Below are 23,326 nucleotides of genomic sequence, written 5' to 3' on the forward strand. Positions count from 1 at the left end.
GATACTCCGAAAGTATTCCTAATGAGCCGACCGTGAACTCGGCTTCCCTCCGCTCCCTAGTCCATTAGAGGATTTCATCGCCCAGTTGGGGCACCCGAGATGAAGGGGCCATGCCCGTGCCGCCTTTCGACACCCGCGTACCCGCAGTCCTCGTGCGGCTCGACCGGAACCCCTTCCACCACGGAACCCTGGGCGCGGCCCGCTCCCTGGGCCGCGCCGGAATCCCCGTCCACGCGGTCGTCGAGGCGGGCGACAGCCCCGTCGCCCGCTCGCGGTACGTCCGCTCGGTCCGCACCCGGCCCGCCTCCGCGGCCTCCACCGAGCTGGCCGCGCTGCTGCTCCGGCTCGCCGGGGAGATCACCGACGCGCCGTCAGATCCCGTGCTCGCCGTGCCGCTGGACGACATCAGCGCCCTCGCGCTGGCCCGCCGGCGCACCGAGCTGGCGGGCAGGGTCCTGCTTCCCGAGCGGACCGAGGAGCAGCTGCTGAGGGTCGCCGACAAGGCCGCGCTCGCCGTGACCTGCGCCGAGCTGGGCCTGCCCCACCCCCGTACCGAGATCCCCACCAGCACCGACGAGGCCGCCGCCATGGCGTGGGCGCTCGGGCTGCCGGTCGTCGCCAAGTGGAGCCGTCCCTGGCTGCTGCCGACCGGGGCCGGGCTGCGCAGCACGACGGTCCTCCGCTCCCTCGCCGAGGTGCGGGAGCTGTACGGCCGCACCCCGCAGGCCGGCAGCCGGCTGCTGCTCCAGGAGCGGCTGCCGCCGGGCCGGGGCCTCGACTGGTTCTTCCACGGGTACGCGGACTCCGCGGGCCGCTGCGCCGCCGGGGCCACCGGCCGCAAGGAGCGGTCCTGGCCGGACGCGGCCGGGCTCACCGCCGTCGGCCGCTGGACGCCCAACCCGGAGGTGGACCGGATCGCCCGCGCGCTGCTCGACGCCCTCGGCCACCGGGGCGTGTGCGACCTCGACTTCCGGCTCGACCGCGCCACCGGCGCCTATCACCTGCTCGACTTCAACCCGCGCCCCGGCGCCCAGTTCCGGCTCTTCGCCGACCACCAGGGGCTCGACGTGGTGCGCGCCCTGCACCTGGACCTCACCGGCCGGCCGGTGCCGCCGCACTCCCCCGCGTACGGCCGCCGGTTCGTCGTCGAGAACTACGCGGCGCTCTCGCTGCTCTCCTCCCCGGGCCGCCGGTACGCCCCCGAGCAGGGCGCCGGCCGGCAGCCCGCCGAGCGCGCCTGGTTCGCCGCCGACGATCCGGCGCCCGCGCTCGCCATGGGCCGCGCCTGGCTCGCCCACCTGCTGCGCCGGGCCCTGGCGGCGCTCCGCCGACGGCTCGCGGCCCGCCGCCCCCGGCACCCGGCCGCCCTGCCGGGCCCGTCGGCCCGTGCCTCCTCGACCCAGCTCACCCAGCGATGAAGACGGAAGACAGGATGGCGAACGCGATGGCGAAGGCGAATCCGGTGTGCGACCTGGTGGTCGTCGGGGCCGGTCCCTACGGTCTGTCGGTGGCCGCGCACGCGGCGGCCCGCGGCCTCGGCCCGGTCACCTTCGGCCGGCCCATGGAGTCCTGGCACGCCATGCCCTCCGGCATGTTCCTGAAGTCCGAGCCGTGGGCCTCGCACCTCTCCGACCCGGCGGGGGCGTACGGGCTCGACGCCTACGCCGCCGCCCAGGGGGTGCGCGCCGAGCACGGCGTGCCGCTGCCGGTCTCCTTCTTCGCCGCCTACGGCGACTGGTTCGCCCGGCAGGCCGTCCCCGCCGTCGACGAGCGGACGGTCCTCTCGGTGGCGTCCGCCCCGGAGGGCTTCGCCGTGACCGCCGAGGACGGCGAGACGCTGCGCGCCCGCACGGTCGCCCTCGCCGTCGGGGTGCTCCCCTTCCTGGAGGTCCCCGGCCCGCTCCGGCACCTCCCCCGCCGGTACGTCACCCACTCCAGCCACCACGGCGAACTCGGCGTCCTCGCCGGGCGGGACGTCACCGTCGTCGGCGCCGGCCAGGCCGCCCTGGAGACCGCCGCGCTGCTCGCCGAGGCCGGGGCCGGGGCCGTACGGGTCGTGGCCCGGGCGGACCGGCTCCGCTGGAACACCCTGCCGCCCGCCCTCCGCCGGGGCCCGTGGGCCGCCCTGCGCGCCCCGCACACCGGGCTCGGCTGCGGCTGGACCAACAAGCTGTACGCCGACACCCCGGGTGCCTTCCGGCGGCTGCCCGCCGCCACCCGGGCCCGGCTCTTCGACTCGGCGCTCGGCCCGGCCGGCGCCTGGTGGCTGCGCGAGCGGTTCGCCGCCGTCACCGACGTCCGGCTCGGGCACCGGATCACCGCGGCGGCCGTCACCGGCGACGAGCGCCTCCGGCTGGACGTCGAGGGCCCGGACGGGGCCGCGGTCCTGGAGACCGACCACGTCGTCGCCGCCACCGGCTTCGTCCCGTCCCTCGACCGGGCCGGGGTCCTGGACCCGGCGCTGCGGTCCGCGCTGCGCACGGTCGGCCCGGCGGGCGCCCCCGAGACCGGCGCCCTCTTCGAGTCGTCCTGGCCGGGACTCTTCCTGGCCGGTCTGCTCACCGCCCCCTCGTACGGTCCGTCCATGCGCTTCGTGTTCGGCGCGGACTACACGGCGGGCCGCCTGGTGCGGGGGGTGCGGCGGCGGCTGCGCGCCGGCGGCGGTGGCGGCGCGGTGGGGCGGCCGCGCAGCGGCGAACGGGCGGCCGGGGCGCGGGCCTAGACGGCACCCGGCCCCGGGGAGCGGTGTGCTCCCCGGGGCCGGGTGCTGCCGTTTCCGCGGGCGCGGCGGCCTGGGTCAGTCGTTGACGCAGACGTTGCCGAAGGCCGGGTTGAGCGCGCCGATCACGTTGATGCTGTTGCCGCAGGCGTTGATCGGCACGTGGATCGGGATCTGGACGACGTTGCCCGAGAGGACACCCGGCGAACCGATGGCGGCACCGTACGCGTCGGCGTCGGCGAAGGCGGGGGTGGCCGCGCCCATGGCCATGATGACTCCGGCGATGACGGCGGCGGCCTTCTTGCAGTTCATTTCGTCTGGCTCCTATTCCGCGGCGGAAGATCGGCTTCCGCCACACACACGGACAACGACACCCTCCCTCGGAGGAAACCGGGAATTCCGTCCCGCGCCCGGCATTCACTCCGTTGCGCGCACGACACAGGGCCGGAGGAAGGAAATTCCTCCGGCCCTGCGGTGCGCTGGGGGTTCAGCTGTTGCCGATGCCGTTCCCGGAGAGGACCGGGATGTCCTCCAGGACGTGCGACAGCGGCTCGTCGCCCTTGGCCTGGGTGGAGTTCTCCGCGCACTGCTGGTTCTGCGGGGAGGACAGGACGTTGACGTCCTGGACCGCGACCGGCACGAGGACGCCGACGACCGAGCCGACGTTGCCCTTGACCGGGGCGCCCAGGCAGAGCTTGTTCAGCGAGCCCTGGACCGCCGAGAACTGCGGGCTCATGTCGCCCTTGGTCTTCGAGTTGCCGAACGACTGGTGGGCGCCGTTCCCGGAGAGGGAGGTCGTGCCGCCGTCGTTGGCGATGGCCATCGCGGGAGCGGCGGCCGCGGCGGCGACGCCGACGGCCGAAGCGGTGACGGCCGCGGCAGTCATCATCTTCTTGATCACGGTGATTCCGTTTCTCTTCCCACCAATCGACGTGATTGATGCGACGGGATCAACTGCGGGTGGAGGTGGAGGTTCCGGCGCTTCACCCGATCGACTGGAGACCGCCGCGAGCGCTGCCGCGCGCGCTCCGCCATCGGGGTGACAGGGCGGAACCCGGGGCTCCGCGGCGAGTTGACCAGGGGGCTCCCTGCACGGAGCCGGTTCTAGAAGGGAACTACCGTGATCAAGAAGGTCATGGCCACCGCGGCCGCCGCCGCCTCGATCGTCGGCGCCTCCGCCGCCGCGGCCACCCCCGCCCTCGCCATCGCCGACGACGGCGGCACCACCTCCAAGAGCGGCAACTTCGCCCACCAGGAGTACGGCAACTCCGCCACCTACGGGAACATGAGCCCGCAGTTCGCGCTCGTCCAGGGTTCCCTGAACAAGCCCTGCGTCGGCCTGCCGGCGAAGCTCAACGCCGGTTCGCTCGTGGGCCTGATCCCGATCAGCGTCCAGGACGTCAACGTCCTGTCCTCCCCGCAGAACCAGCAGTGCGTCGAGAACTCCACCCAGGCGAAGGGCGACGAGCCGCTGTCGCACCTGCTGGAGGACATCCCGGTGCTGTCGGGCAACGGCGTGGCCAACGGCTGACGTTCCGCCTCCCCGGCGACACGTCCACGCGTCGAGGGGCCGCCCCGCCGGGGCGGTCCCTTCGCGCGTACGGACCGGGTCAGCGCGGCCAGACGGGGGTGGACATCAGCCGCTCCCACTCCCGGTCCGGCACGCCCGGCACCGCCCGCCCCGCCTGCGCCCACTGGGTCACCAGGGCGGAATAGACGGGGAATTGCCGGGTGGAACCGATCGGGTCGGCAGTCGGCGGCTCGCTCACATACCGGCTCTTCGGAATGAAGGCCATCCGTTCCCATTTCCCGGGATTACCGGAATCCGGCGGCGCCATCCTCGCTCCTTCCGCTGCTATTCCCGCATCATTACACAAGCCTCGCAACGGAGTGATTCAAGCGCTCGATGTCGCGTCGCGTACCTGTGTGCGAGCGGGGTCGAAATAGCGTGCGGGCATGAGATTCCCGCGTCCGTGGCGGCTGCTGATCGCTCCGGCGGCGCTTCTCGCGCTCGCCCCCGGAGCCCTCGCCTCCGCCTTCGGCGGACCCACCGAACTCCCCTCCCCGGAACGGGGACTGAACCTGCTCGTCGTCGGCGTCGACTCCCGGGCGGGAATCACCGCCGAGGAGAAGGAACGTTTCCGGCTCGGCGGCCGGGGCTGCGACTGCACGGACGTGATCATGCTGGTGCACGTCTCCGCCGGGAACGACCGGGTCAGCGTGGTCTCGCTGCCCCGCGACTCGCTCGCCGAACTCCCCGGACCGCACACCGACCGGAGGACCGGCAAGGTCCACGAGACCCACTTCGCGAAGGTCAACGCCGCTCACGCGGAGGGCGGTTCGGCGCTGGCCGTCGAGACCGTGGAGGCGCTGACCGGGCTCGACGTGCACCGCTACCTGGAGATCGACTTCCGGCGGTTCATGGACTCCGTCGACCGGGTCGACGGCGGCGTCCCCGTCTGCACGGCGAAACCGCTGAAGGACTCGGCGACCGGGCTCGACCTGGCGGTCGGCACCACCCGGCTGGGCGGCGGCGGGGGACTCCAGTACGTGCGCTCCCGGAAGGCCGACGGGGAGATGGACTTCGGCCGCATCCGCAAACAGCAGAAGTTCCTCGTCAACATGCTGGACCGGATCCGCTCCGGCGGGATCCTCGAGGACCCCGCGCGGCTGCGCGCGCTCGCCTCGACCCTGCGCGGCACCGCAGCCGTCGAGCACGGCGTCTCGACCGCCGAACTGCTCACGCTCGCCGGCCGGCTGAAGGCGCTCGGCCCCGCGCGCACCGAACTCGCGACCGTGCCCGTGCGGGGCTTCAACCCGCCCGTCGAGGGGGCCGGATCCACCGTCGGCTGGGACGAGGAGGGGGCGGCGGAGGTCTTCGCGCGGCTGCGCGAGGACCGGCCGCTGCCGCCCGGCGACGCCGTCGCGCCCAGCGAGCTCTCCGTCGCCGACTACGAGCCCGCCCGCGGTTCTTCGCTCATCTGCCCGTAGGCCGTCCGGTGGACATGGCGGAACCTCCGCCCCTCCGGCCAGTTGATCAGCACGGCTCGACACTCAGCACGAGCCAGTCATCCGAAAGGCCAGAACCATGAAGAAGCTCCTCGCGACCGCTGCGGTGGCTGCCTCGGTCGTCGGCGTGACGGCCGGACCGGCCCTCGCGATCGCCGACGACGGTGGCACCACGTCGCTCTCCGGCAACGGCGCGCACCAGGAGTTCGGCAACTCCGCCACCTACGGCAACATGAGCCCGCAGTTCGCGCTCGTCCAGGGTTCCCTGAACAAGCCCTGCATCGGTCTGCCGGCCAAGGTCAACGCCGGTTCGCTGGTCGGCGCCATCCCGATCGCGGTCCAGGACATCAACGTCCTGTCCTCCCCGCAGAACCAGCAGTGCGTCGAGAACTCCACCCAGGCCAAGGGTGACGAGCCGCTGTCGCACATCCTCAGCGACATCCCCGTGCTGTCCGGCAACGGCGCCGGCAACAGCTGAGCCGCCCCGCTCGGCCACGGCGCGGCCCCGTCGCCCCTCTCCGGAGGGACGGCGGGGCCGTGCCCTTGTCCGGGCCTCAGCGGAGCAGCCGGGCCAGGGCGTCCGGGTCGGTGACGGGTGCGTCGCAGGTGAAGTGACGGCAGACGTACGCGGCGGCCGACCCGGCGACCAGGGGGCGGTCCCGCAGCAGCGGGAACTCCTCGCCGTCGGGGGCTCCGGCGGCGAGGACCGCGCCCGGGGTGGTCGCCCTCAGGGCCGTGCGGCGCAGCTCCTGGAAGCCGGGGTCGGCGGCGGTGCCGACGACGACGATCTCGCGGGGACCGTCGAGCAGGGCCTCGGCGACGGCGAGGCCCCAGCCGATGAAGCGGGGGGCGCGCGGGCCGAGGGCCCTGACCACGCCGAGGGCACCCTCCGCGGCGGTCCGGTGGGCCTCCGAGCCGGTGTGGGCCGCGTACGAGAGCAGGGCTCCGGCGGCGGCGGTCCAGCCGGACGGGGTGGCGTTGTCGGTGGGGTCCTGGGGGCGCCGGATGAGGGCCTCGGCGTCGTGGGCCGTGTCGTACAGCGCGCCGCCCTCGCCGGTGAAGCGGTCGAGGACGTGGTCCAGGAGGAGGCCGGCGAAGTCCAGCCAGGCGCCCTCGCCGGTGACGGCGGCGAGGGCGAGGAAGCCTTCGGCGGTGTCGGCGTAGTCCTCCAGGACGCCCGCGTTGGCGCCGGCCCGGCCGTCCTTCGAGGTGCGGGTGAGCCGGCCGCCGTCGTCGAGGTGGAGGCGGACCAGCAGGTCGGCGGCCTCGGTGGCGCGCTCGACCAGGTCGGGGCGGTCGAAGAGGGCGCCGGTCTCGGCGAGGGCGGCGATCGCGAGGCCGTTCCAGGCGGCGACGACCTTGTCGTCGCGGCCGGGGCGCTCGCGCCGCTCGCGGGCCGCGTGCAGCCGGGTGCGGATGGAGGCGATCCGGCCGGCGTCGGCCGGGCCCGCCTCCTGGGGGAGCTGGAGGACCGAGGCGCCGTGCTCGAAGGTGCCGTCCTCGGTGACGCCGTAGTGGGCGGCGGCGAGGGCGGCGTCCTCCGCGCCGAGGACCTCCGCCAGCTGGGCGGGGGTCCAGGCGTAGTAGGCGCCCTCCACGTGCTTGCCCGTCCCGTCGTCGCTGTCCGCGTCGAGCGCGGAGGCGAAGCCGCCCTCGGGGGTGCGGAGCTCGCGGACCATGAAGTCGGCGGTCTCCAGGGCGACCCGACGGGCGAGGTCGCTGCCGGTGGCCTTCCACAGGTGGGCGTAGACGCGGCAGAGCAGGGCGTTGTCGTACAGCATCTTCTCGAAGTGCGGGACGACCCAGGCGCGGTCGACGGCGTAGCGGGCGAAGCCGCCGCCGAGCTGGTCGTAGATGCCGCCGCGGGCCATCGCCTCGCAGGTGTCGGCGGCCATCTGGAGGGCGCCCTCGGAGCCCGTGCGGGCGTGGTGGCGGAGCAGGAACTCCAGGGCCATGGACGGCGGGAACTTGGGGGCGCCGCCGAAGCCGCCGCGGGTGGCGTCGTACTCGCGGGTGAGGCCGAGGAGGGCGGCGGCCAGCTCCTCCTCGCCGGGCAGGCCGTCGCCGGCGACGGCGAGGGAGCGGCCGGCGAGGTCCTTCACGATCCGTTCGGCGACCTCGGCGACCTCGCCGCGGCGGTCGGTCCAGGCGGCGCGGACGCCGTCGAGGACCTCGAGGAAGGACGGCATGCCGTGGCGGGGCTCCGGCGGGAAGTAGGTGCCGAAGTAGAAGGGGGCCGCGTCGGGGGTGAGGAAGACGGTCATCGGCCAGCCGCCGTGGCCGGTGGCGGCCTGGACGGCCTCCATGTAGACGGCGTCGACGTCGGGCCGCTCCTCGCGGTCGACCTTGACGGCGACGAAGTGCTCGTTGAGCAGCGCGGCGGTGGCCTCGTCCTCGAAGGACTCGTGGGCCATCACGTGACACCAGTGGCACGCCGAGTAGCCGACCGACAACAGAACGGGTACATCGCGCCGTTTCGCTTCCTCGAACGCCTCGGGTCCCCACGGCCACCAGTCGACCGGATTGTCGGCGTGCTGAAGCAGATAAGGCGAGGTCATACCAGCCAACCGGTTCATACGACCCAGCCTCTCACAGCGCCTGGCGCGGCCGGTGAAACCCTGACGAGCCCGCCCCGCTCGGCCGAATCACGCTTCTGCGCCATCACGTGGTGGGCGCCGCCGTCCCCCTCCAGGCCGGGCAGCCCGGCGCCTCGGAACAGCAGGCTGGGCGCAGCAGCGCCGGACCTGCCGAGGCTCCTCGAAGGAGGTACACCATGACCGCCGAGATGGCGGCGCCCGCGTGGATGCACTCGCAGATCAGCGCGGAGCAGTACAACTCCTGGTCCGAGGAGCAGTGCGCCGGCATCGAGATCGTGGACGGGATGGTCGTCGTGAGCCCGAGCGCCTCCAAGCGGCCCAACCGGCTGGCTCGACTCCTGGCCAACGCCCTGGACGCCGCCGCGGGCCCGGACTGGAACGCCGACACGGACTTCGACGTCCGCCTGCAGGACGTTCCCCTCACCAACCGCCGTCCGGACGTCATCGTCTACCGGGCGGAGACCATCGACCTCACGCCCACTCGCCCCGAGCACGTGCTCCTGGTGGTCGAGGTCGTGTCGCCCGGTTCGGAAACCACGGACCGGATCGTGAAGGTCGACCAGTACGCCAAGGCCGGCATCCCCTTCTACTGGCGCGTCGAGCAGGCCGCCACCGGCGTTCCGATCGTCTACACCTACGTCCTCGACCCCGCCACCAAGGCTTACCGGGACGGTGAGATGTTCACCGGCACGGTGAAAGCCACCACGCCTTTCTCCGTCACGGTTGATCTTGGGGTCATGTAGGGGGCACCGAGAGGTCGTTACCACCGATGCTTGACCGTTAGCACACGCATCGTGATTCTTCGCAGTCCGATCGAGGCGTCTTCCATCTCCGGACCTGGCAAACCTCCCACCACGCCAACTCGTCAGGTAGGCGATGGTTCACGCGTGGGCGGTGTCAGCAGTGCGGCCAGCTGATCCCTTGCCCGCCGCCCCTGATCGCACGCCAACGTTCAACGGGAACCCGGCCCACAGCGGCATGAATCCAGCCTCCGTAAAGGGCCTCGTCAACGATCTTCTCAAACGTGTGCCAATCGGCTTGGTGCCCGCAGGAGGCGCAGCGGTTGGGGTTGAACCCTCGCCCGCGCTGCCACGCCGGCCTGTCAGCCAACTGCTCGCGGAGGCCTGGCTCGCTGCCCGGCTCCGCCAGGATGTCGCGGGCCGTCTCAACCGCTTCGGGAAAGTCCGTGGTGGTGAACTCGTCGCCCCGCCCAGGCGACCTAAAGGCCGCGGGGTCCCTCTGCTACCGGTCGACGAAATCGTCCACAGCCTGGAAAGGGTACGGGGACCTGGCATGCGCGAGTCGGCGGGCACGCCCCGCCCCCACGCACCGGCCCGCACTACAGAACGAGACCCGGCCCAACTGTCCCTGACCACCCCTGACAAGACGATCCCGGAAATCCGCACCGGTGCCGGCCACTGCTCTGCGATGATCAGGGCGTTCCGAGGCAGGCCGACCGGGGGAAACCAATGGCTGAGTGCACAGTAGATGACAGCACGGACGAGCCTCTGGGCCGAGCCTCCTATCTGTTCGAGGGACGGCGGGTACTGGTTTCCGACCTCGTCCGCGCCGGCCTTCTGAGCACGGGGACGCGCCTCACCTTCCGGCAGCGGCGGTCCGGGCAGGAGCACCTTGCTCAGGTGACCTCGGACGGCAGGATCGAGTTGAGTGACGGCCAGCGGTTCAAATCTCCTTCGGCGGCAGCCTCCGCCGCCACAGGGCGCGGCCCCTACGACGGGTGGACCTCCTGGGCACTGGACGACGGCACCCTGCTGGACGCTGTGAGGCAGAAGCTCCTGGACACGGCGGCGGAGCTGCCGCCTTCCGGTGATGGCTCCAAGGACGGTTCCGCCGCCCGGCACGCGCGGTTGAAGGACGCCCGGAGGCAAGCGGACGCCGACACACCGGTCACCGTCACCGTCAGGGATCTGCTGGGCTGGTGGGGGGCATCCCGCCGCGGATACCTGGTCACCGAGCAGGTGTCCGCCGAACTCGCCAACCACGGCCTGACCACTGTGCCGGACTTCGCAGCCGTAGGGATCGACGACCGAGTCACCTTGACCGGCCCGTCCGGGGATACCGAGGACGAGGAGGAGAAGACGGCCGATCAGGGGCCGACGGCGGAACAGGAAGAGCCCGGAGAGGCCAGCACACCCGGGCCTGCCACCACCTCCAGCGACGAGGAGGACAAGGGGGAACCGATCCAAGGCCAGACGGTCGGCAACCTACCCTCAGCGCTCAAGGGAGTGGTGTCGGTGTCCTCGTCGGCGAGCTTCGAGGAAGTGTTCACCAAGATGCGCCTCAACGGGTACTCGCAACTGCCGGTGCTGAACGGACCTCGGAATCTGCGGGGTGCCGTCACATGGGAATCCATCGCGCGAGCGCGCTACGCGGACCCCGAGGCCCCCTTCTCCGAGGCCATCGTCGCCGCCCACGCGGTCAGCTATGCCGAGCACCTGATCGACGTCCTGCCCGACCTGGAACGGTTCGGCTTCCTCCTGGTCAAGGACCAGACGAATCAGATCGCCGGCATCATCACCGTGGCCGACGTGGCCGCGGAATACGGCGCCACGGCCCGGCCGTTCCTGCTCATCGGGGACCTCGACCGACAACTGCGCCGGGTCATCTCGGAGAGTCTGGACCTGACGGAGGTGATCTCCCTCTGCGATCCGGACGGGCGCCGGAAGCTCTCTGCCTTCGATCAGCTGTCCTACGGCGACTACCAGCAGATCTTGGGCAATCAGGAGCAGTGGGACAAGCTGGGCTGGCCGCTGGACCGCAAGTCCTTTATCGCACGCCTCGATGAACTGCGTGAGATCCGCAACGAGCTGATGCATTTCAACGACAAGGACAAGGCCGGCGACTCGGCGATACCGATGCTCCGCAACATGATCGAACTTCTGCGCGAGCACGGCGGCTGAGGCAAGGCGGTTGCCCGACCTCGTCCGGGTGGCCGCAGCGACCGGTCGAAGCTCTGCGGGGGCCGCGTGATCATCAGAGAGGTGCGAGCACCGCCGACTACTGGGTTCGTGAGTTCACTAGCGCCAGTGACGCGAGCTGTAGCCGACGCCGAGCAGGACCGGGGCGTCGTGGCGGCGGGCCTCCTCGAAGGCCTCGGGCGGCCAGGGGCACCAGTCGACCGGGTTGTCGGCGTGCTGGAGGAGGTACGGGGAGGTCTCATGGGCCAGTCGGTTCGCCATGGGCCCGTCCTGCCGCAGCCGGCCCGTACCGCGCGGGTACGGGCCGACGTGCCGCTACTTCGAGGCGGCGGGGGCCTTCTCCCCGGGCGCGGCGGGCTCGGCCGGGTCCGGGGCCTCCTCGAAGGAGATGCTGTTCATGTGGCGGTTCATCGACTTCATCAGCGCCCAGACCGCGAGGGCCAGGACCGCGAAGACGACGAACCCGAGGACGCCGGGGGTCACCTTGTTCTTGTCGAGCTCTTCGGCGGCGAAGGGGACCAGCTGCGTCAGTGCGAGGTGTGCGCTCATGTCAGGCATTGTCGCGGATGCCCGCGAAGAGATCTTCCTCGGGGAGGGAGGTGGGCACCAGCGACTTGCTGAGCTCGTACTCCTCGGTCGGCCAGACCTCCTTCTGGATCTCCATCGGGACGCGGAACCAGCCGCCCTCGGGGTCGATCTGGGTGGCGTGGGCGATCAGCGCGCGGTCGCGGGTCTCGAAGAAGTCGGCGCAGGGGACGAAGGTGGTGAGCGTCCGCTCCTTGCGCTCGAACTCCGCCCAGCGCTCCAGCCACTCGCCGTACGGGGACTCCAGGCCCCGGTCGAGGAGGGCCTGGTGGAGGGCCTCGGTGCGGGGGCGGTTGAAGCCCTGGTTGTAGTAGAGCTTCTGCGGCTCGAAGACCGGGCCGTACTCGGCCTCGGGGAACTTCTCGGCGTCGGCCGCGCCGTCGAAGGCCACCATCGTGATCTTGTGGGTCATGATGTGGTCGGGGTGCGGGTAGCCGCCGTTCTCGTCGTAGGTCGTGATGACCTGGGGACGGAAGGCGCGGATCTTGCGGACCAGCTCGCCGGCCGCGTGGTCCACGTCCTGCAGGGCGAAGCAGCCCTCGGGGAGCGGGGGCAGCGGGTCGCCCTCGGGCAGGCCGGAGTCGACGAAGCCCAGCCACTCCTGCTCGACGCCCAGGATCTCCCGGGCCTCGTCCATCTCCTTGCGGCGGACCTCGTGGATGTTCTCCTCGATGTAGGGGTCGCCCTGGAGCTTGGGGTTCAGGACCGAGCCGCGCTCGCCACCCGTGCACGTCACCACCAGGACGTCCACCCCCTCGGACACGTACTTGGCCATGGTCGCCGCGCCCTTGCTCGACTCGTCGTCGGGGTGGGCGTGAACGGCCATCAGTCGCAGCTGCTCAGTCAAGACTCGATCCTCAGTGATTCGACGCGGAGGGGGGTCTCTATAGTGACGGAATCGGGGGGACGAAAATTCCGTGGCCCCCGCCCCGAGAGGACCGAACCATGAGCGCCGTGGACGAGCAGCTGCCCGAGGGGCGCTACGGGCGCTCGGCGGACGAGCGGGCCGACCGGAAGCTGAGGGTCGCCGGAGCGGTGCTCGGGACGCTCTTCCTGGCCCTGATCGGCTGGTTCGGCTGGTACTACGTGGTCGACAACAAGATCAGCGCCGAGTTGATCAAGTTCGACGTGGTGAGCGACTCCGAGGTGCAGGTGCACCTGGAGGTCCGCAAGGACGAGGGCTTCGAGGGCGTGTGCACGCTCCGGTCCCAGTCCGAGGACGGGGCCGAGGTGGCCCGCAAGGACGTCGTGGTCGACGAGCCGGGCGCCCGGGTCGACCGCGTGTACTCCCTCCGGACGACCGCCCGCGCCACCAGCGCCGAGCTGCTGGGGTGTACGGCGCGGTAGCGGTGGGTAGGGGAGGGGGAGCGAGTTCCGGCGGGTCGCCCCGGTGACCTGGACCGACGCCATCCCGATGGTTTATGTCCTCCCGCTTTCCGCCACTCATTGTTAGGCTCGTGCTTTCGCCCACCCGGGAGCGACCGTTTTCCGGGTAGGGCGTTGATTTGTATTCCCAGTACCTACGAGGAGCACCTGTGACCCAGACCAGCGACAACGTCACCTGGCTCACCCAGGAGGCGTACAACAAGCTCAAGGACGAGCTTGAGTACCTGTCTGGTCCCGCGCGTACCGAGATCGCCGCGAAGATCGCCGCCGCGCGCGAGGAGGGCGACCTGCGCGAGAACGGCGGGTACCACGCGGCCAAGGAGGAGCAGGGCAAGCAGGAGCTCCGGGTCCGCCAGCTGACCCAGCTGCTGCAGAACGCCAAGGTCGGCGAGGCGCCGGCGGACGACGGCGTCGTCGAGCCGGGCATGGTCGTGACGATCGCCTTCGACGGGGACGAGTCCGACACGATGACCTTCCTGCTCGCCTCCCGCGAGTACGCGAGCGGTGACATCGAGACCTACTCCCCGCAGTCGCCGCTCGGCATCGGCGTGAACGGCAAGAAGGCCGGCGACGACGCCGAGTACGAGCTGCCGAACGGCAAGAAGGCCATGGTGAAGATCCTCAGCGCGAAGCCGTACACCGGCTGAGGCCCCGCCTTTCCGTACGACCGAAGGGCCGGTCCCCCGTGGGGCCGGCCCTTCGGCGTGCGCGCGCTCAGCCGGAGGCGGAGCGGTACTTGCGGACGGACAGGGTGCGGAAGACGGCGATGATCAGCAGCGACCAGAGGAGCGAGGCCCAGACCGGGTGCCGCATGGGCCAGGCGTCGGACTGGACGACGCCGGGGTTGCCGAAGAGCTCGCGGCAGGCCTGGACGGTGGCGCTGAAGGGGTTCCACTCGGCGATGGGGCGGATCCAGTCGGCCATCTGGCTCGGGTCGACGAAGGCGTTGGAGACGAAGGTGACCGGGAAGAGCCAGATCAGGCCGCCGGAGGTGGCCGCCTCCGGGGTGCGGACGGAGAGGCCGATGAGGGCTCCGATCCACGAGAAGGCGTAGCCGAGGAGGAGCAGGAGGGCGAAGGCGCCGAGGGCCTTGGGGACGCCCTCGTGGATGCGCCAGCCGACGAGGAGGCCGACGATCGCGAGGACCACGACGGTGAGCGCGGTCTGGACGAGGTCGGCGAGGGTGCGGCCGGTGAGGACGGCGCCGCGGGCCATCGGCAGCGAGCGGAAGCGGTCGACGAGGCCCTTGCTCATGTCGTCGGCGATGCCGGCGCCCGCTCCGGCGGTGGCGAAGGTGACGGTCTGGGCGAAGATGCCGGCCATCAGGAAGTTGCGGTAGACGGCGGGGTCGGTGTTCCCGCCGACGCTCATGGAGCCGCCGAAGACGAAGCTGAACAGGATCACGAACATGACGGGCTGGATGAGGCCGAAGATGACCATCTCCGGGATCCGGGTCATGCGGATCAGGTTCCGCTTCGTGACGACGAGCGAGTCCGCGATCGACCGGGCGATGCCGCCGCGTCCGGCGGGGACGTGCGGGGCGGTGTCGGTGAGGGTGCTCACGCGGCCGGCTCCTTCCGGTGTTCGCGGCCCTTGCCGGGCGGGCGGGCGGTGCCGTTCTCCTCGTCCTGTCCGAGCGCGGCGGCGTGGCCGGTGAGGGAGATGAAGACGTCGTCGAGGGTGGGGCGGCGCAGGCCGATGTCGTCGATCTCGACGCCGATCGCGTCGAGGTCGCGGATGACCTCGGCGAGCAGCTTGGCGCCGCCGGTGACGGGGACGGTGAGCTTGCGGGTGTGGTCCTCGACGGAGACGTCGTCGTGGTCGCGGTCGCCGGGGCCGTAGCGGGCGAGGACGCCGCGGGCGGGGGCGATGGCGTCGCGCTCGTGGACGACGACCTCGACGCGCTCGCCGCCGGTGCGGGCCTTGAGCTGGTCGGAGGTGCCGCGGGCGATGACCTTGCCGCGGTCGACGACGGCGATGTCGTGGGCGAGGTGGTCGGCCTCCTCCAGGTACTGGGTGGTGAGGAGGAGGGTGGTGCCGCCGGAGACGAGTTCCTTGATGACGTCCCACAGGGCCTGGCGGTTGCGGGGGTCGAGGCCGGTGGTGGGCTCGTCCATGAACATCACGGGCGGGGCGACGACCAGGGCGGCGGCGAGGTCGAGGCGGCGGCGCATGCCGCCGGAGTAGGTCCTGGCGGGGCGGTCGGCGGCGTCGGCGAGGTGGAAGCGCTCCAGGAGCTCGCCGGCCCGCTCCTTCGCGGCCCGGGCCCTCATCTGGTACAGCTGTCCGACCATCTGGAGGTTCTCGCGGCCGGTGAGGTACTCGTCGACGGCGGCGAACTGGCCGGAGAGGCCGATGGAGCGGCGGACCTCGTTCGGGTGCTTCAGCACGTCGACGCCGGCGACCGTCGCGGTACCGCTGTCGGGGCGGAGCAGGGTGGTGAGCACCCGTACGGTGGTCGTCTTCCCCGCTCCGTTGGGGCCGAGCAGGCCGAGGACGGTGCCCTCGGGCACGTCGAGGTCCACCCCGTCCAAGGCGGTGACGTCGCCGAAGGTCTTCACCAGTCCCTCGGCGTGGATCGCGCCTGGCATGTCCACACTCCCGGATCATTTCGGGCATTTCTATCGATCCTAGGACAGCGTGGCGGGGCCCGCTCAGGCCAGGACCGTGTAGCCCGCCTCCCGCAGCGACGCCTCGACCTCCCGGCAGTGCTCCGGCCCCTTCGTCTCCAGGTGCAGCTCCACCTCCACCTCCGTGAGGCCGAGCAGCGGGTCGGTCCGCACGTGACTGATGTCCACCACGTTCGCGTCGGCCACGGTCAGCACCGCCAGCAGCGTCGCCAGCGCGCCCGGCCGGTCCGCCACCCGCAGCCGCAGGCCCAGATAGCGGCCCGCCGCCGCCATGCCGTGCCGCAGGATCCGCTGGAGCAGCAGCGGGTCCACGTTCCCGCCCGACAGGACGGCCACGACCGGCCCGCGGAAGGACCCCGGGTCGCTCAGCAGCGCCGCCACCGGGCTCGCCCCGGCCGGCTCCACCACCAGCTTGGCCCGCTCCAGGCAGAGCAGCACCGCCGAGGAGAGCGCGTCCTCCGAGACCGTGCGCACCTCGTCCACGTACTCCTGGACCAGCCCGAAGGGCACGTCACCGGGCCGGCCCACCTTGATCCCGTCGGCCATCGTCACCGGCGACCCGACCACCACCGGATGCCCGGCGGCCAGCGAGGGCGGATAGGCCGCCGCGCCCTCCGCCTGCACGCCGACGATCCGCACGTCCGGGCGGACCGACTTCACCGCGAGACCGATCCCGGCCGCCAGGCCGCCGCCGCCGACCCCGACGACGATCGTGCGGACCTCCGGGCACTGCTCCAGGATCTCCAGGCCGACCGTGCCCTGTCCGACGATCACGTCCGGGTGGTCGAAGGGGTGGATGAAGACCGCGCCGGTCTCCCGCGCGTACTCCTGCGCGGCGGCCAGCGTCTCGTCCACCACATGGCCCTGCAAGCGCACCTCCGCGCCGTAGTCGCGGGTCGCCGCGACCTTCGGCAGCGGGGCGCCGACCGGCATGAAGACCGTCGCGCGCACCCCGAGGAGCTGTGAGGCGAGCGCCACACCCTGCGCGTGGTTCCCCGCCGAGGCGGCGACCACCCCGGCCGCCTTCTCCTCCGGCCGGAGCCCGGCGATCCGCACGTAGGCGCCGCGCAGCTTGAACGAACCGGTCCGCTGGAGGTTCTCGCACTTGAGCAGGACCGGCGCCCCCACCAGCGAGGACAGATGGCGGCTGCCCTCCAGTGCGGTCGTCCGGGCCACCCCCGACAGCATCTTCTGCGCTCCGCGCACGTCGTCGAGCATCAGCCGGTGCAAGGGGTGTGGCGTACCGAAGGTCATGACCCCAAGTCTCGCAGCTCACCGGGGTCGCGGCCGCGCGGACCGCGGCCCCGTGACGGGTTTGCGCACGGCCGGTACGGAGCCCGTCCCGTCCGCGTACTCTGTCCCCCACACCGACCACCCCCGCACGAGAGAGCCCCCAGCCATGCCCACATCTCAGGACATGACGACCGAGCTCGACCCCGGTCTCCTCGATGCCCTCCAGCACCAGGTGGCCGTCTTCGCCCGCCGGGCCGAGCAGACCCGCCTCGGCGGCACCGGTCAGCTCCGCAACTCCATGGACCGGGCCGCCTACCTCCTCCTCAACCGCCTCGACCAGGAAGGCCCGATGGGCGTCAAGGCGCTCGCGGCGGGCATGGGGATCGACTCCTCGACCGTCACCCGCCAGGTCGCCCCGCTCGTCGACTCCGGGCTCGTCAAGCGCACCTCGCACCCCGAGGACGGCCGCGCCGTCGTCCTCCAGCTCTCCCCGCGCGGCCTGGAGCGCCTGGAGGAGGTCCGCTCCTCGCGCCGCACGCTGATGGCCGAGGTCACCGACGGCTGGACGCAGGACGAGCGCGCCTCCTTCTGCTCCCTGCTCACCCGCTTCAACGCGGCGCTCTCCGCCCGCCAGGCCGGCGGCGGCGCCCCGACGCAGGGGTGACGCAAGGGGGTTGACCCCGCTTCGCCCCTGCCCGCTAGATGTGGGGTGTGGGCACCCGGCGGAGCAGGTCCGAACACGCCGCCCGCGCCGAGGAGTTCGACTCCTTCGTGGCGGGCGCCGCGGCGCGGCTGCTGCACGTCGCCACCCTGCTCACCGCCGAGACCCGGGCCCGCAACCCGTACGCCCGCGCCCTGCTGACCGCCTCCCTCGCCCACGCGTACGCGGTCCGCGACCGGGGCCGCGACGAGGATCCGTACGCGCTCACCCGGGACGACCTCGCGCTGCGCTTCGCGCGGACCGCCCGGCGGCACCGCGCCGGCCACGGCGGGACCCTCGCCGCCCTCGCCCCGCGGGAACGGCTGGTGCTCGTGCTGTGCCTGTACGAGGGCGTGCCCGAGGAGCAGACGGCCGCGCTGCTCGGTCTGCCCGAGGCGCGGATCCGGGCGGTGTACGCGCGGGCGGTGGCCCGGATCCGGGAGCACGGCCCCGGCGGGAGGGCGGCCGCGTGAGGTACGGCGACAAGGAGGCGGCCGTCCGGCGGCTGCTCGACACGCCCCACCCGCCGGTCCCCCGGGACCTCGCGGCGCGGGCGGCGGCCCGGGGCGGCCGGGCGCGGCGGCGGGAGCGGGCGCTGCGGAGGGCCGGCGGGGCGCTGGCCGCGGTCGCCGTGCTCGGCCTCACGGTCTGGGCGGCGCAGGCCCGGCCCTGGGAGCCGCCGCCGGCCGCGACGACGCCGCCGTTCGCCGGGCCGTGAGGTCGGTCCTAGCCTGGAAGGAGGGGTCGGGGTCGGATCAGCGACGCAGGAGGCCCACATGACCAGGAAAGCCGCCGACTGCCGGGACGCGCCGAGCGTGTCGGGCTGCACCCTCTACATCTCGGGCGAGGAGGAGGAGGTCGTGCGCGCCGCGACCGAGCACGCGGTCTCCGTCCACGAGCACACGGACACCCCGGAGCTGCGGGAGGAGATCCGGGCGTCCCTGAAGGACGCGCTGCCCGGTTCCTGAGCACGCGCGGGGCCCGGGCGCGGGACCGCCGCGCCCGGGCCCCGCGCACGGATCAGCCCAGCGCCTCGCGCAGGTCCGCGATGAGGTCGTCGACGTTCTCGATGCCGACCGAGAGGCGGACCAGGTCGGCCGGGACCTCCAGGGCCGAACCGGCGACGCTGGCGTGCGTCATCCGGCCCGGGTGCTCGATCAGCGACTCGACGCCGCCCAGGGACTCGCCCAGGGTGAAGAGCTTCGCGCGGTCGCAGACGCCGACCGCCGCCTCCTCGCCGCCCTCGACGCGGAAGGAGATCATGCCGCCGAAGGACCGCATCTGCTTGGCCGCGACCTCGTGGCCGGGGTGCTCGGCGAGACCGGGGTAGAGCACCTGGGTGACCTTCGGGTGCCGGGTCAGGAAGTCGGCGACCTTCGTCGCGTTCTCGCTGTGGCGGTCCATGCGGACGGCCAGGGTCTTGATGCCGCGCAGCACGATCCACGAGTCGAAGGGGCCGGCCACCGCGCCCATCGCGTTCTGGTGGTAGGCCAGCTCATCGCCCAGCTCCGCGTCGGCCGCGACCAGGGCGCCGCCGACGACGTCCGAGTGACCGCCCATGTACTTGGTGAGGGAGTGCACGACGACGTCGGCGCCGAGCGCCAGCGGCTGCTGGAGGTACGGCGAGGCGAAGGTGTTGTCGACGACCAGCTTCACCCCGGCCTGCCGGGCCACGCCCGCGACGGCCTCGATGTCGGTGATGCCCAGCAGCGGGTTCGATGGCGTCTCGACCCAGATCAGCTTGGTGCGGTCGTTGACGGCGGCCCGGACGGAGTCGACGTCCGAGGTGTTCGCCACGGAGAAGTCGACGCCCCAGCGCTGCACGACCTTGGCGAAGAGCCGGAAGGTGCCGCCGTACGCGTCGTTCGGGATGACCACGTGGTCGCCCGGCGCGAGGAGCGTGCGCAGCAGGCAGTCCTCGGCGGCCAGGCCGGAGGCGAAGGCGAGACCGCGCCGGCCGCCCTCCAGGGCGGCGAGGTTCTCCTCCAGGGCGGTCCGGGTCGGGTTGGCGCTGCGGCTGTACTCGTAGCCGCCGCGGAGCCCGCCCACGCCGTCCTGCTTGTAGGTGGACACCTGGTAGATGGGCGGGACGACCGCGCCGGTCAGCGGGTCGGCGGTGTTGCCCGCGTGGATGGCGCGGGTCTCGAAGTTCTGGTGGCTGTGCTGGTCGCTCATGGTCAGGAGCGTAGTGCCGGGGCACCCCCACCGCCGCGATTCGTCCACGACGGCGTCCTGGACAATGGACACATGGAGATTCTCTGGTTCCTGATCGCCCTGGGCCTGCTCTTCGGCGTCCTCGGCCCCTATCTGCTGCGCCGCCGCGGCGGCGGCATCCGGCAGGTCGCGCCCGGCACGCCGGACGCCGCCGACCCGGACGCGTACGGATTCGTCCGTCAGGAGGAGCTGGACGTGCGGCTTCCCGGGCCGGACCACGATCTCCTCGACGTCCTCGACGTCGTCCAGGCCACCCAGGACTGGCGTGCCGCCGCGCAGCTGCTGGCCGGCACGGACAAGGAGGGCGAGGTCCGCTGGCAGCGCGTCCAGGCGTTCGCGGGCGCGGCCTCCCTGGAGCTCGCGGAGAAGCCGGGCGTCGGCGGGGCCTGGCTGCGCGCCTGGCGCTCGGACGCGCCGAAGGACGCGGGCGCGGCGGCCGTGCACGCGGAGTTCCTGGTGCAGCAGGCGTGGCGCTCCTCGGCGGCCGGCTCCGACGACTTCCGGATCATCCTGGAGGAGGCCCGGAAGGTCGCCGAGGAGGCCGCGCTGCTCGCGCCCGGCGACCCCGTCCCGTACCTCACGCAGCTCGCGGTGGCGCGCGGACTCGGCTACAGCCACGAGCAGTTCGACCAGGTGTGGGCCAAGGTCATCGACCGGGCTCCGCAGCACATGGGCGCGCACCTGGCGGCGCTGCACTACTGGTGCGAGAAGTGGCACGGCTCGCGCGAGGAGGCCGACCACTTCGCGACGACGGCCGCCGCGCGGGCGCCGCGCGGCTCGCTGCTGGCCGCGCTGCCGCTCTTCGCGGTCTTCGAGCACGTGCCGGACGTGGTGCTGGTGCAGGACTTCTACCGCACGGCGGTGGTGAGCAGGGCGATGGAGGGCGCGCTGTACGCGGTGCACTCGGCCCGCCCCGACGACCCGATGCTCGCGCACGTGCGGCACCTGCTCGTGTACTTCCTGGTGCGCGGCGAGCGCTGGGCCGAGGCGATGCACCAGCTGGTGCACGTGGACGGCCACGTGGGCGCGGTGCCGTGGACGCTGAGCGGCGACCCGGCGGCGGAGTACACCCTGCACCGGAACCTGGCGGTGGCCGGGTACGAGGCGAACGGCGGGAGCCCGGTGACGCTGCGGCGGTGACGGGCCCGCGACCAGGGGGAACAGGGGTGCGCGCGCCGGTGTTGTGAGGACTGCCGAACATCGAGGAGAGATGCCGCATGTTCCTGTCCCGCACCCCCGTCCTGCCCACCCCGGAGCAGGCCCTGCGCGGCCGCCCGGAGCCGGAGTTCTCCCTGCCCGAGCGCCACACGGTGCTCGGCAACCCGCTGTCCGGCCCGTACCCGGAGGGCCTGGAGGTCGCCGACTTCGGCCTCGGCTGTTTCTGGGGCGCCGAGCGGAAGTTCTGGCGGACCGACGGCGTCTGGACGACGCTCGTCGGCTACCAGGGCGGCCACACGCCGAACCCCGCGTACGAGGAGGTCTGCTCGGGCCTCACCGGGCACACCGAGGTCGTCCGGGTCGTCTTCGACCCGGCGCTGGTCCCGTACGAGACGCTCCTGAAGGTCTTCTGGGAGTCCCACGACCCGACGCAGGGCTTCCGCCAGGGCAATGACGTGGGCACCCAGTACCGCTCCGCCGTCTACACCCACTCCCCCGCCCAGGCCGAGGCCGCCGAGGCCTCCCGGGCCGCCTACCAGAAGGTCCTGACGGCCTCCGGCTACGGCGGGATCACCACGACCGTCCTGCCCGCCGGGGACCGGCCGTTCTACCCGGCGGAGGCCTACCACCAGCAGTACCTGGACAAGAACCCGGCGGGTTACTGCGGCATCGGCGGCACGGGCGTCTCCTGCCCGGTCGGCGTGGCGAAGGCCGAGTAGCGCGGCGAGCGCGGCAGCGGGCGCGGAAAGGGCCCCCTCCGGAGCGGAGGGGGCCCTTTGCCGTGGGGACGGGGGATCAGGCCTGGGAGCCGGCCTTCCAGGCCGACCAGTCCATGTTCCAGCCGTTGAGGCCGTTGTCCGGGGCGATCGTCTTGTCCTTGGAGTTCTTGACGACGACGACGTCACCGATCATCGACTGGTCGTAGAACCAGGCGGCCATCTGCTTGGGGTCGCCGGCGCCCTTGACGTCGGCGAGGCCCACGCAGCCGTGGCTGGTGTTCACGGAGCCGAAGATGGAGCGGGAGCCCCAGTAGTTGCCGTGGATGAAGGTGCCGGAGGTGGACAGGCGCATGGCGTGCGGCACGTCCTTGATGTCGTACTCGCCCTTGCCGTCGGAGTCGGTGAAGCCGACGGTGGCGCCGTTCATCCGGGTCTCCTTGAACTTCTCGGAGATCACCATCTGGCCGTTGTAGGTGGTGTTGTCCGGGGAGCCGGCGGAGATCGGGATGGTCCGGATGACCTTGCCGTCGCGCACGACGGTCATGGTCTTCTTCTCGACGTCGACGGTGGAGACCTGGCTGCGGCCGACCTTGAAGGTGACGGTCTTCTGCTGGACGCCGAAGACGCCGTCGGCGCCCTCGACGCCGTCGAGGTCGAGCTTGAGGGTGACCGTCGAGCCGGCCTTCCAGTAGTCGTCCGGGCGGAAGTCGAGGCGCGTCGAGTTGAACCAGTGGCCGACGACCTCCTGGCCGGAGCTGGAGGAGACGGTGATGCCGCCCTGGACGGCCTTCTTGTCGGTGATCGCCTTGTTGAAGTTGATCGAGACCGGCATGCCCACGCCGACGGTCGAGCCGTCCTCGGGGGTGAAGTTGCCGATGAAGCTGTTCTCCTTCGACACGGTGGTGAAGGAGGAGTTCTCGTGCGCCTCCAGGCCCTCCGCGTCGACGGCGGTGGCGGCGATCTTGTAGACCGTGGCGCGCTCCAGCTGGCCGGCCGGCTTCCAGGAGAGGCCGTCCGCCGCTATCTCGCCCTTGACCTCGGTGCCCTCGGCGGAGGTCATGGTGACCTCGGTGAGCTTGCCCTCGGCGACGGAGACCTTGGCGGCGTTGTTGATGGAGGCGTTCTGCGAGCCGTTCTCCGGCGCGATGGTGATCTGCGCCTTGGAGGTCTTCTGCTCGGCGGCCTCGTCGACCTGGGCCTGTGAGGTGGCGGTGGCCGAGCCGGACGCGGCCGGGCCGGACGCGTCGTCGTCGTTGCACGCCGAGAGCACGAGTACGCCGCTGAGCACCGCCGCCGCGGCTGCCAGGCTCCTGCGGCGCTTGCCGACCGTCATCACACGCTTCTCCATCGTCGCCGATTCCCTGTCAATCCATCAGAACACCCATGAGACCCCCTCCGGTTCCGGATGGCGGGGGTTTGTGGGGAAGACCACTGAAC

26 protein-coding genes and 1 pseudogene are annotated in these 23,326 nt (G+C 72.1%); 15 read left to right on the forward strand and 12 right to left on the reverse strand.

Annotation, left to right across the window (positions count from 1 at the left end):
• Nucleotides 1–110: 110 nt before the first annotated feature.
• Together ACF1ED_RS06390 and ACF1ED_RS06395 are read left to right on the forward strand one after the other, a co-directional pair.
• Nucleotides 111–1,418, forward strand: coding sequence for an ATP-grasp domain-containing protein (locus tag ACF1ED_RS06390; protein WP_391757230.1), 1,308 nt, complete (start codon nucleotides 111–113; stop codon nucleotides 1,416–1,418).
• A gap of 14 nt (nucleotides 1,419–1,432) precedes the next feature.
• Nucleotides 1,433–2,722 carry an FAD-dependent oxidoreductase gene (locus ACF1ED_RS06395; protein WP_391757231.1) on the forward strand — a complete coding sequence of 430 codons (1,290 nt, stop codon included), beginning with the start codon at nucleotides 1,433–1,435 and terminating at the stop codon, nucleotides 2,720–2,722.
• 75 nt (nucleotides 2,723–2,797) lie between these two features.
• Here ACF1ED_RS06395 and ACF1ED_RS06400 read toward each other — a convergent pair whose 3' ends face one another.
• Both ACF1ED_RS06400 and ACF1ED_RS06405 read right to left on the reverse strand, forming a co-directional pair.
• Nucleotides 2,798–3,031, reverse strand: coding sequence for a chaplin (locus ACF1ED_RS06400; protein WP_391757232.1), 234 nt, complete (start codon nucleotides 3,029–3,031; stop codon nucleotides 2,798–2,800).
• Nucleotides 3,032–3,206: 175 nt separating this feature from the next.
• Nucleotides 3,207–3,620 carry a rodlin gene (locus tag ACF1ED_RS06405; RefSeq protein ID WP_391757233.1) on the reverse strand — a complete coding sequence of 138 codons (414 nt, stop codon included), beginning with the start codon at nucleotides 3,618–3,620 and terminating at the stop codon, nucleotides 3,207–3,209.
• A 219-nt stretch (nucleotides 3,621–3,839) separates the two neighbouring features.
• On the opposite strand from ACF1ED_RS06405, the gene ACF1ED_RS06410 reads away from it, so the two are divergent.
• Nucleotides 3,840–4,250, forward strand: coding sequence for a rodlin (locus ACF1ED_RS06410; RefSeq protein WP_391757234.1), 411 nt, complete (start codon nucleotides 3,840–3,842; stop codon nucleotides 4,248–4,250).
• Nucleotides 4,251–4,329: 79 nt separating this feature from the next.
• Here the strand turns inward: ACF1ED_RS06410 and ACF1ED_RS06415 are convergent, their stop codons facing one another.
• Complete coding sequence (locus ACF1ED_RS06415; RefSeq protein WP_391757235.1) at nucleotides 4,330–4,557, reverse strand: hypothetical protein; 228 nt, start codon at nucleotides 4,555–4,557, stop codon at nucleotides 4,330–4,332.
• 118 nt (nucleotides 4,558–4,675) lie between these two features.
• On the opposite strand from ACF1ED_RS06415, the gene ACF1ED_RS06420 reads away from it, so the two are divergent.
• Both ACF1ED_RS06420 and ACF1ED_RS06425 read left to right on the forward strand, forming a co-directional pair.
• Nucleotides 4,676–5,710: an LCP family protein gene (locus tag ACF1ED_RS06420; RefSeq protein ID WP_391757236.1), complete on the forward strand. Its 1,035-nt coding sequence runs from the start codon at nucleotides 4,676–4,678 to the stop codon at nucleotides 5,708–5,710.
• A 97-nt stretch (nucleotides 5,711–5,807) separates the two neighbouring features.
• Complete coding sequence (locus ACF1ED_RS06425; RefSeq protein ID WP_391757237.1) at nucleotides 5,808–6,206, forward strand: rodlin; 399 nt, start codon at nucleotides 5,808–5,810, stop codon at nucleotides 6,204–6,206.
• A gap of 76 nt (nucleotides 6,207–6,282) precedes the next feature.
• Here ACF1ED_RS06425 and ACF1ED_RS06430 read toward each other — a convergent pair whose 3' ends face one another.
• Nucleotides 6,283–8,304 carry a thioredoxin domain-containing protein gene (locus tag ACF1ED_RS06430; protein ID WP_391757238.1) on the reverse strand — a complete coding sequence of 674 codons (2,022 nt, stop codon included), beginning with the start codon at nucleotides 8,302–8,304 and terminating at the stop codon, nucleotides 6,283–6,285.
• A gap of 197 nt (nucleotides 8,305–8,501) precedes the next feature.
• On the opposite strand from ACF1ED_RS06430, the gene ACF1ED_RS06435 reads away from it, so the two are divergent.
• Complete coding sequence (locus ACF1ED_RS06435) at nucleotides 8,502–9,068, forward strand: Uma2 family endonuclease (RefSeq protein ID WP_391757239.1); 567 nt, start codon at nucleotides 8,502–8,504, stop codon at nucleotides 9,066–9,068.
• Nucleotides 9,069–9,794: 726 nt separating this feature from the next.
• The gene (locus ACF1ED_RS06440; protein WP_391757240.1) at nucleotides 9,795–11,246 is read left to right on the forward strand and encodes a CBS domain-containing protein; all 1,452 of its coding nucleotides are present in this window, start codon (nucleotides 9,795–9,797) and stop codon (nucleotides 11,244–11,246) included.
• 123 nt (nucleotides 11,247–11,369) lie between these two features.
• Here the strand turns inward: ACF1ED_RS06440 and ACF1ED_RS06445 are convergent.
• From ACF1ED_RS06445 to mca, 3 genes and pseudogenes are all read right to left on the reverse strand, one after another.
• Nucleotides 11,370–11,525, reverse strand: a pseudogene (locus ACF1ED_RS06445) (DUF255 domain-containing protein); the annotation flags it as partial.
• A 54-nt stretch (nucleotides 11,526–11,579) separates the two neighbouring features.
• Nucleotides 11,580–11,822 (reverse strand): hypothetical protein, encoded by a 243-nt coding sequence (locus tag ACF1ED_RS06450; RefSeq protein ID WP_391757241.1) that lies wholly within the window; start codon nucleotides 11,820–11,822, stop codon nucleotides 11,580–11,582.
• On the reverse strand, nucleotides 11,815–12,696 hold the full coding sequence (mca, locus tag ACF1ED_RS06455; RefSeq protein WP_391757242.1) for a mycothiol conjugate amidase Mca: 882 nt from the start codon (nucleotides 12,694–12,696) through the stop codon (nucleotides 11,815–11,817). The genes ACF1ED_RS06450 and mca overlap by 8 nt, the downstream gene beginning before the upstream one ends.
• A gap of 98 nt (nucleotides 12,697–12,794) precedes the next feature.
• Here mca and ACF1ED_RS06460 point away from each other — a divergent pair, with 98 nt between their 5' ends.
• Nucleotides 12,795–13,196, forward strand: a complete 402-nt coding sequence (locus tag ACF1ED_RS06460; RefSeq protein WP_391757243.1) for a DUF4307 domain-containing protein — start codon at nucleotides 12,795–12,797, stop codon at nucleotides 13,194–13,196.
• Nucleotides 13,197–13,384: 188 nt separating this feature from the next.
• Nucleotides 13,385–13,882 carry a transcription elongation factor GreA gene (gene greA, locus ACF1ED_RS06465; protein WP_031013045.1) on the forward strand — a complete coding sequence of 166 codons (498 nt, stop codon included), beginning with the start codon at nucleotides 13,385–13,387 and terminating at the stop codon, nucleotides 13,880–13,882.
• Between the two features lie 67 nt (nucleotides 13,883–13,949).
• On the opposite strand, the gene ACF1ED_RS06470 is transcribed toward greA, so the two are convergent.
• From ACF1ED_RS06470 to ilvA, 3 genes are all read right to left on the reverse strand, one after another.
• On the reverse strand, nucleotides 13,950–14,798 hold the full coding sequence (locus ACF1ED_RS06470; protein ID WP_391757244.1) for an ABC transporter permease: 849 nt from the start codon (nucleotides 14,796–14,798) through the stop codon (nucleotides 13,950–13,952).
• Entirely contained in the window at nucleotides 14,795–15,826 is a 1,032-nt protein-coding gene (locus ACF1ED_RS06475; RefSeq protein WP_391757245.1) for an ATP-binding cassette domain-containing protein, read from the reverse strand. Before ACF1ED_RS06475 ends, ACF1ED_RS06470 begins: the two co-directional genes overlap by 4 nt.
• 63 nt (nucleotides 15,827–15,889) lie before the next feature.
• Nucleotides 15,890–17,119, reverse strand: coding sequence for a threonine ammonia-lyase (gene ilvA / locus ACF1ED_RS06480; protein ID WP_391757246.1), 1,230 nt, complete (start codon nucleotides 17,117–17,119; stop codon nucleotides 15,890–15,892).
• Nucleotides 17,120–17,264: 145 nt separating this feature from the next.
• Between ilvA and ACF1ED_RS06485 the strand changes: the two genes are divergently transcribed.
• From ACF1ED_RS06485 to ACF1ED_RS06500, 4 genes are read left to right on the forward strand one after another with little or no spacing between them, the layout of a single operon-like run.
• Nucleotides 17,265–17,762 (forward strand): MarR family winged helix-turn-helix transcriptional regulator, encoded by a 498-nt coding sequence (locus ACF1ED_RS06485; RefSeq protein WP_391757247.1) that lies wholly within the window; start codon nucleotides 17,265–17,267, stop codon nucleotides 17,760–17,762.
• 47 nt (nucleotides 17,763–17,809) lie between these two features.
• Nucleotides 17,810–18,271, forward strand: coding sequence for a sigma factor-like helix-turn-helix DNA-binding protein (locus ACF1ED_RS06490; protein ID WP_391757248.1), 462 nt, complete (start codon nucleotides 17,810–17,812; stop codon nucleotides 18,269–18,271).
• Nucleotides 18,268–18,516 carry a hypothetical protein gene (locus ACF1ED_RS06495; protein ID WP_391757249.1) on the forward strand — a complete coding sequence of 83 codons (249 nt, stop codon included), beginning with the start codon at nucleotides 18,268–18,270 and terminating at the stop codon, nucleotides 18,514–18,516. Before ACF1ED_RS06490 ends, ACF1ED_RS06495 begins: the two co-directional genes overlap by 4 nt.
• Nucleotides 18,517–18,574: 58 nt before the next feature.
• A complete protein-coding gene (locus ACF1ED_RS06500) occupies nucleotides 18,575–18,766 on the forward strand; it encodes a DUF1059 domain-containing protein (RefSeq protein ID WP_391757250.1) in 192 nt (63 codons plus the stop codon).
• A 52-nt stretch (nucleotides 18,767–18,818) separates the two neighbouring features.
• Here the strand turns inward: ACF1ED_RS06500 and ACF1ED_RS06505 are convergent, their stop codons facing one another.
• Complete coding sequence (locus ACF1ED_RS06505) at nucleotides 18,819–19,973, reverse strand: cystathionine gamma-synthase (RefSeq protein WP_391757251.1); 1,155 nt, start codon at nucleotides 19,971–19,973, stop codon at nucleotides 18,819–18,821.
• Nucleotides 19,974–20,045: 72 nt separating this feature from the next.
• On the opposite strand from ACF1ED_RS06505, the gene ACF1ED_RS06510 reads away from it, so the two are divergent.
• Both ACF1ED_RS06510 and msrA read left to right on the forward strand, forming a co-directional pair.
• Nucleotides 20,046–21,152 carry a hypothetical protein gene (locus ACF1ED_RS06510; RefSeq protein WP_391757252.1) on the forward strand — a complete coding sequence of 369 codons (1,107 nt, stop codon included), beginning with the start codon at nucleotides 20,046–20,048 and terminating at the stop codon, nucleotides 21,150–21,152.
• A gap of 77 nt (nucleotides 21,153–21,229) precedes the next feature.
• Nucleotides 21,230–21,889 (forward strand): peptide-methionine (S)-S-oxide reductase MsrA, encoded by a 660-nt coding sequence (gene msrA / locus ACF1ED_RS06515; RefSeq protein ID WP_391757253.1) that lies wholly within the window; start codon nucleotides 21,230–21,232, stop codon nucleotides 21,887–21,889.
• Between the two features lie 76 nt (nucleotides 21,890–21,965).
• On the opposite strand, the gene ACF1ED_RS06520 is transcribed toward msrA, so the two are convergent.
• Nucleotides 21,966–23,237, reverse strand: coding sequence for an Ig-like domain-containing protein (locus ACF1ED_RS06520; RefSeq protein WP_391757254.1), 1,272 nt, complete (start codon nucleotides 23,235–23,237; stop codon nucleotides 21,966–21,968).
• Nucleotides 23,238–23,326 lie beyond the last annotated feature (89 nt).

The sequence above is a fragment of the Streptomyces sp. NPDC014656 genome (assembly GCF_043084305.1).
Taxonomy (GTDB): domain Bacteria; phylum Actinomycetota; class Actinomycetes; order Streptomycetales; family Streptomycetaceae; genus Streptomyces.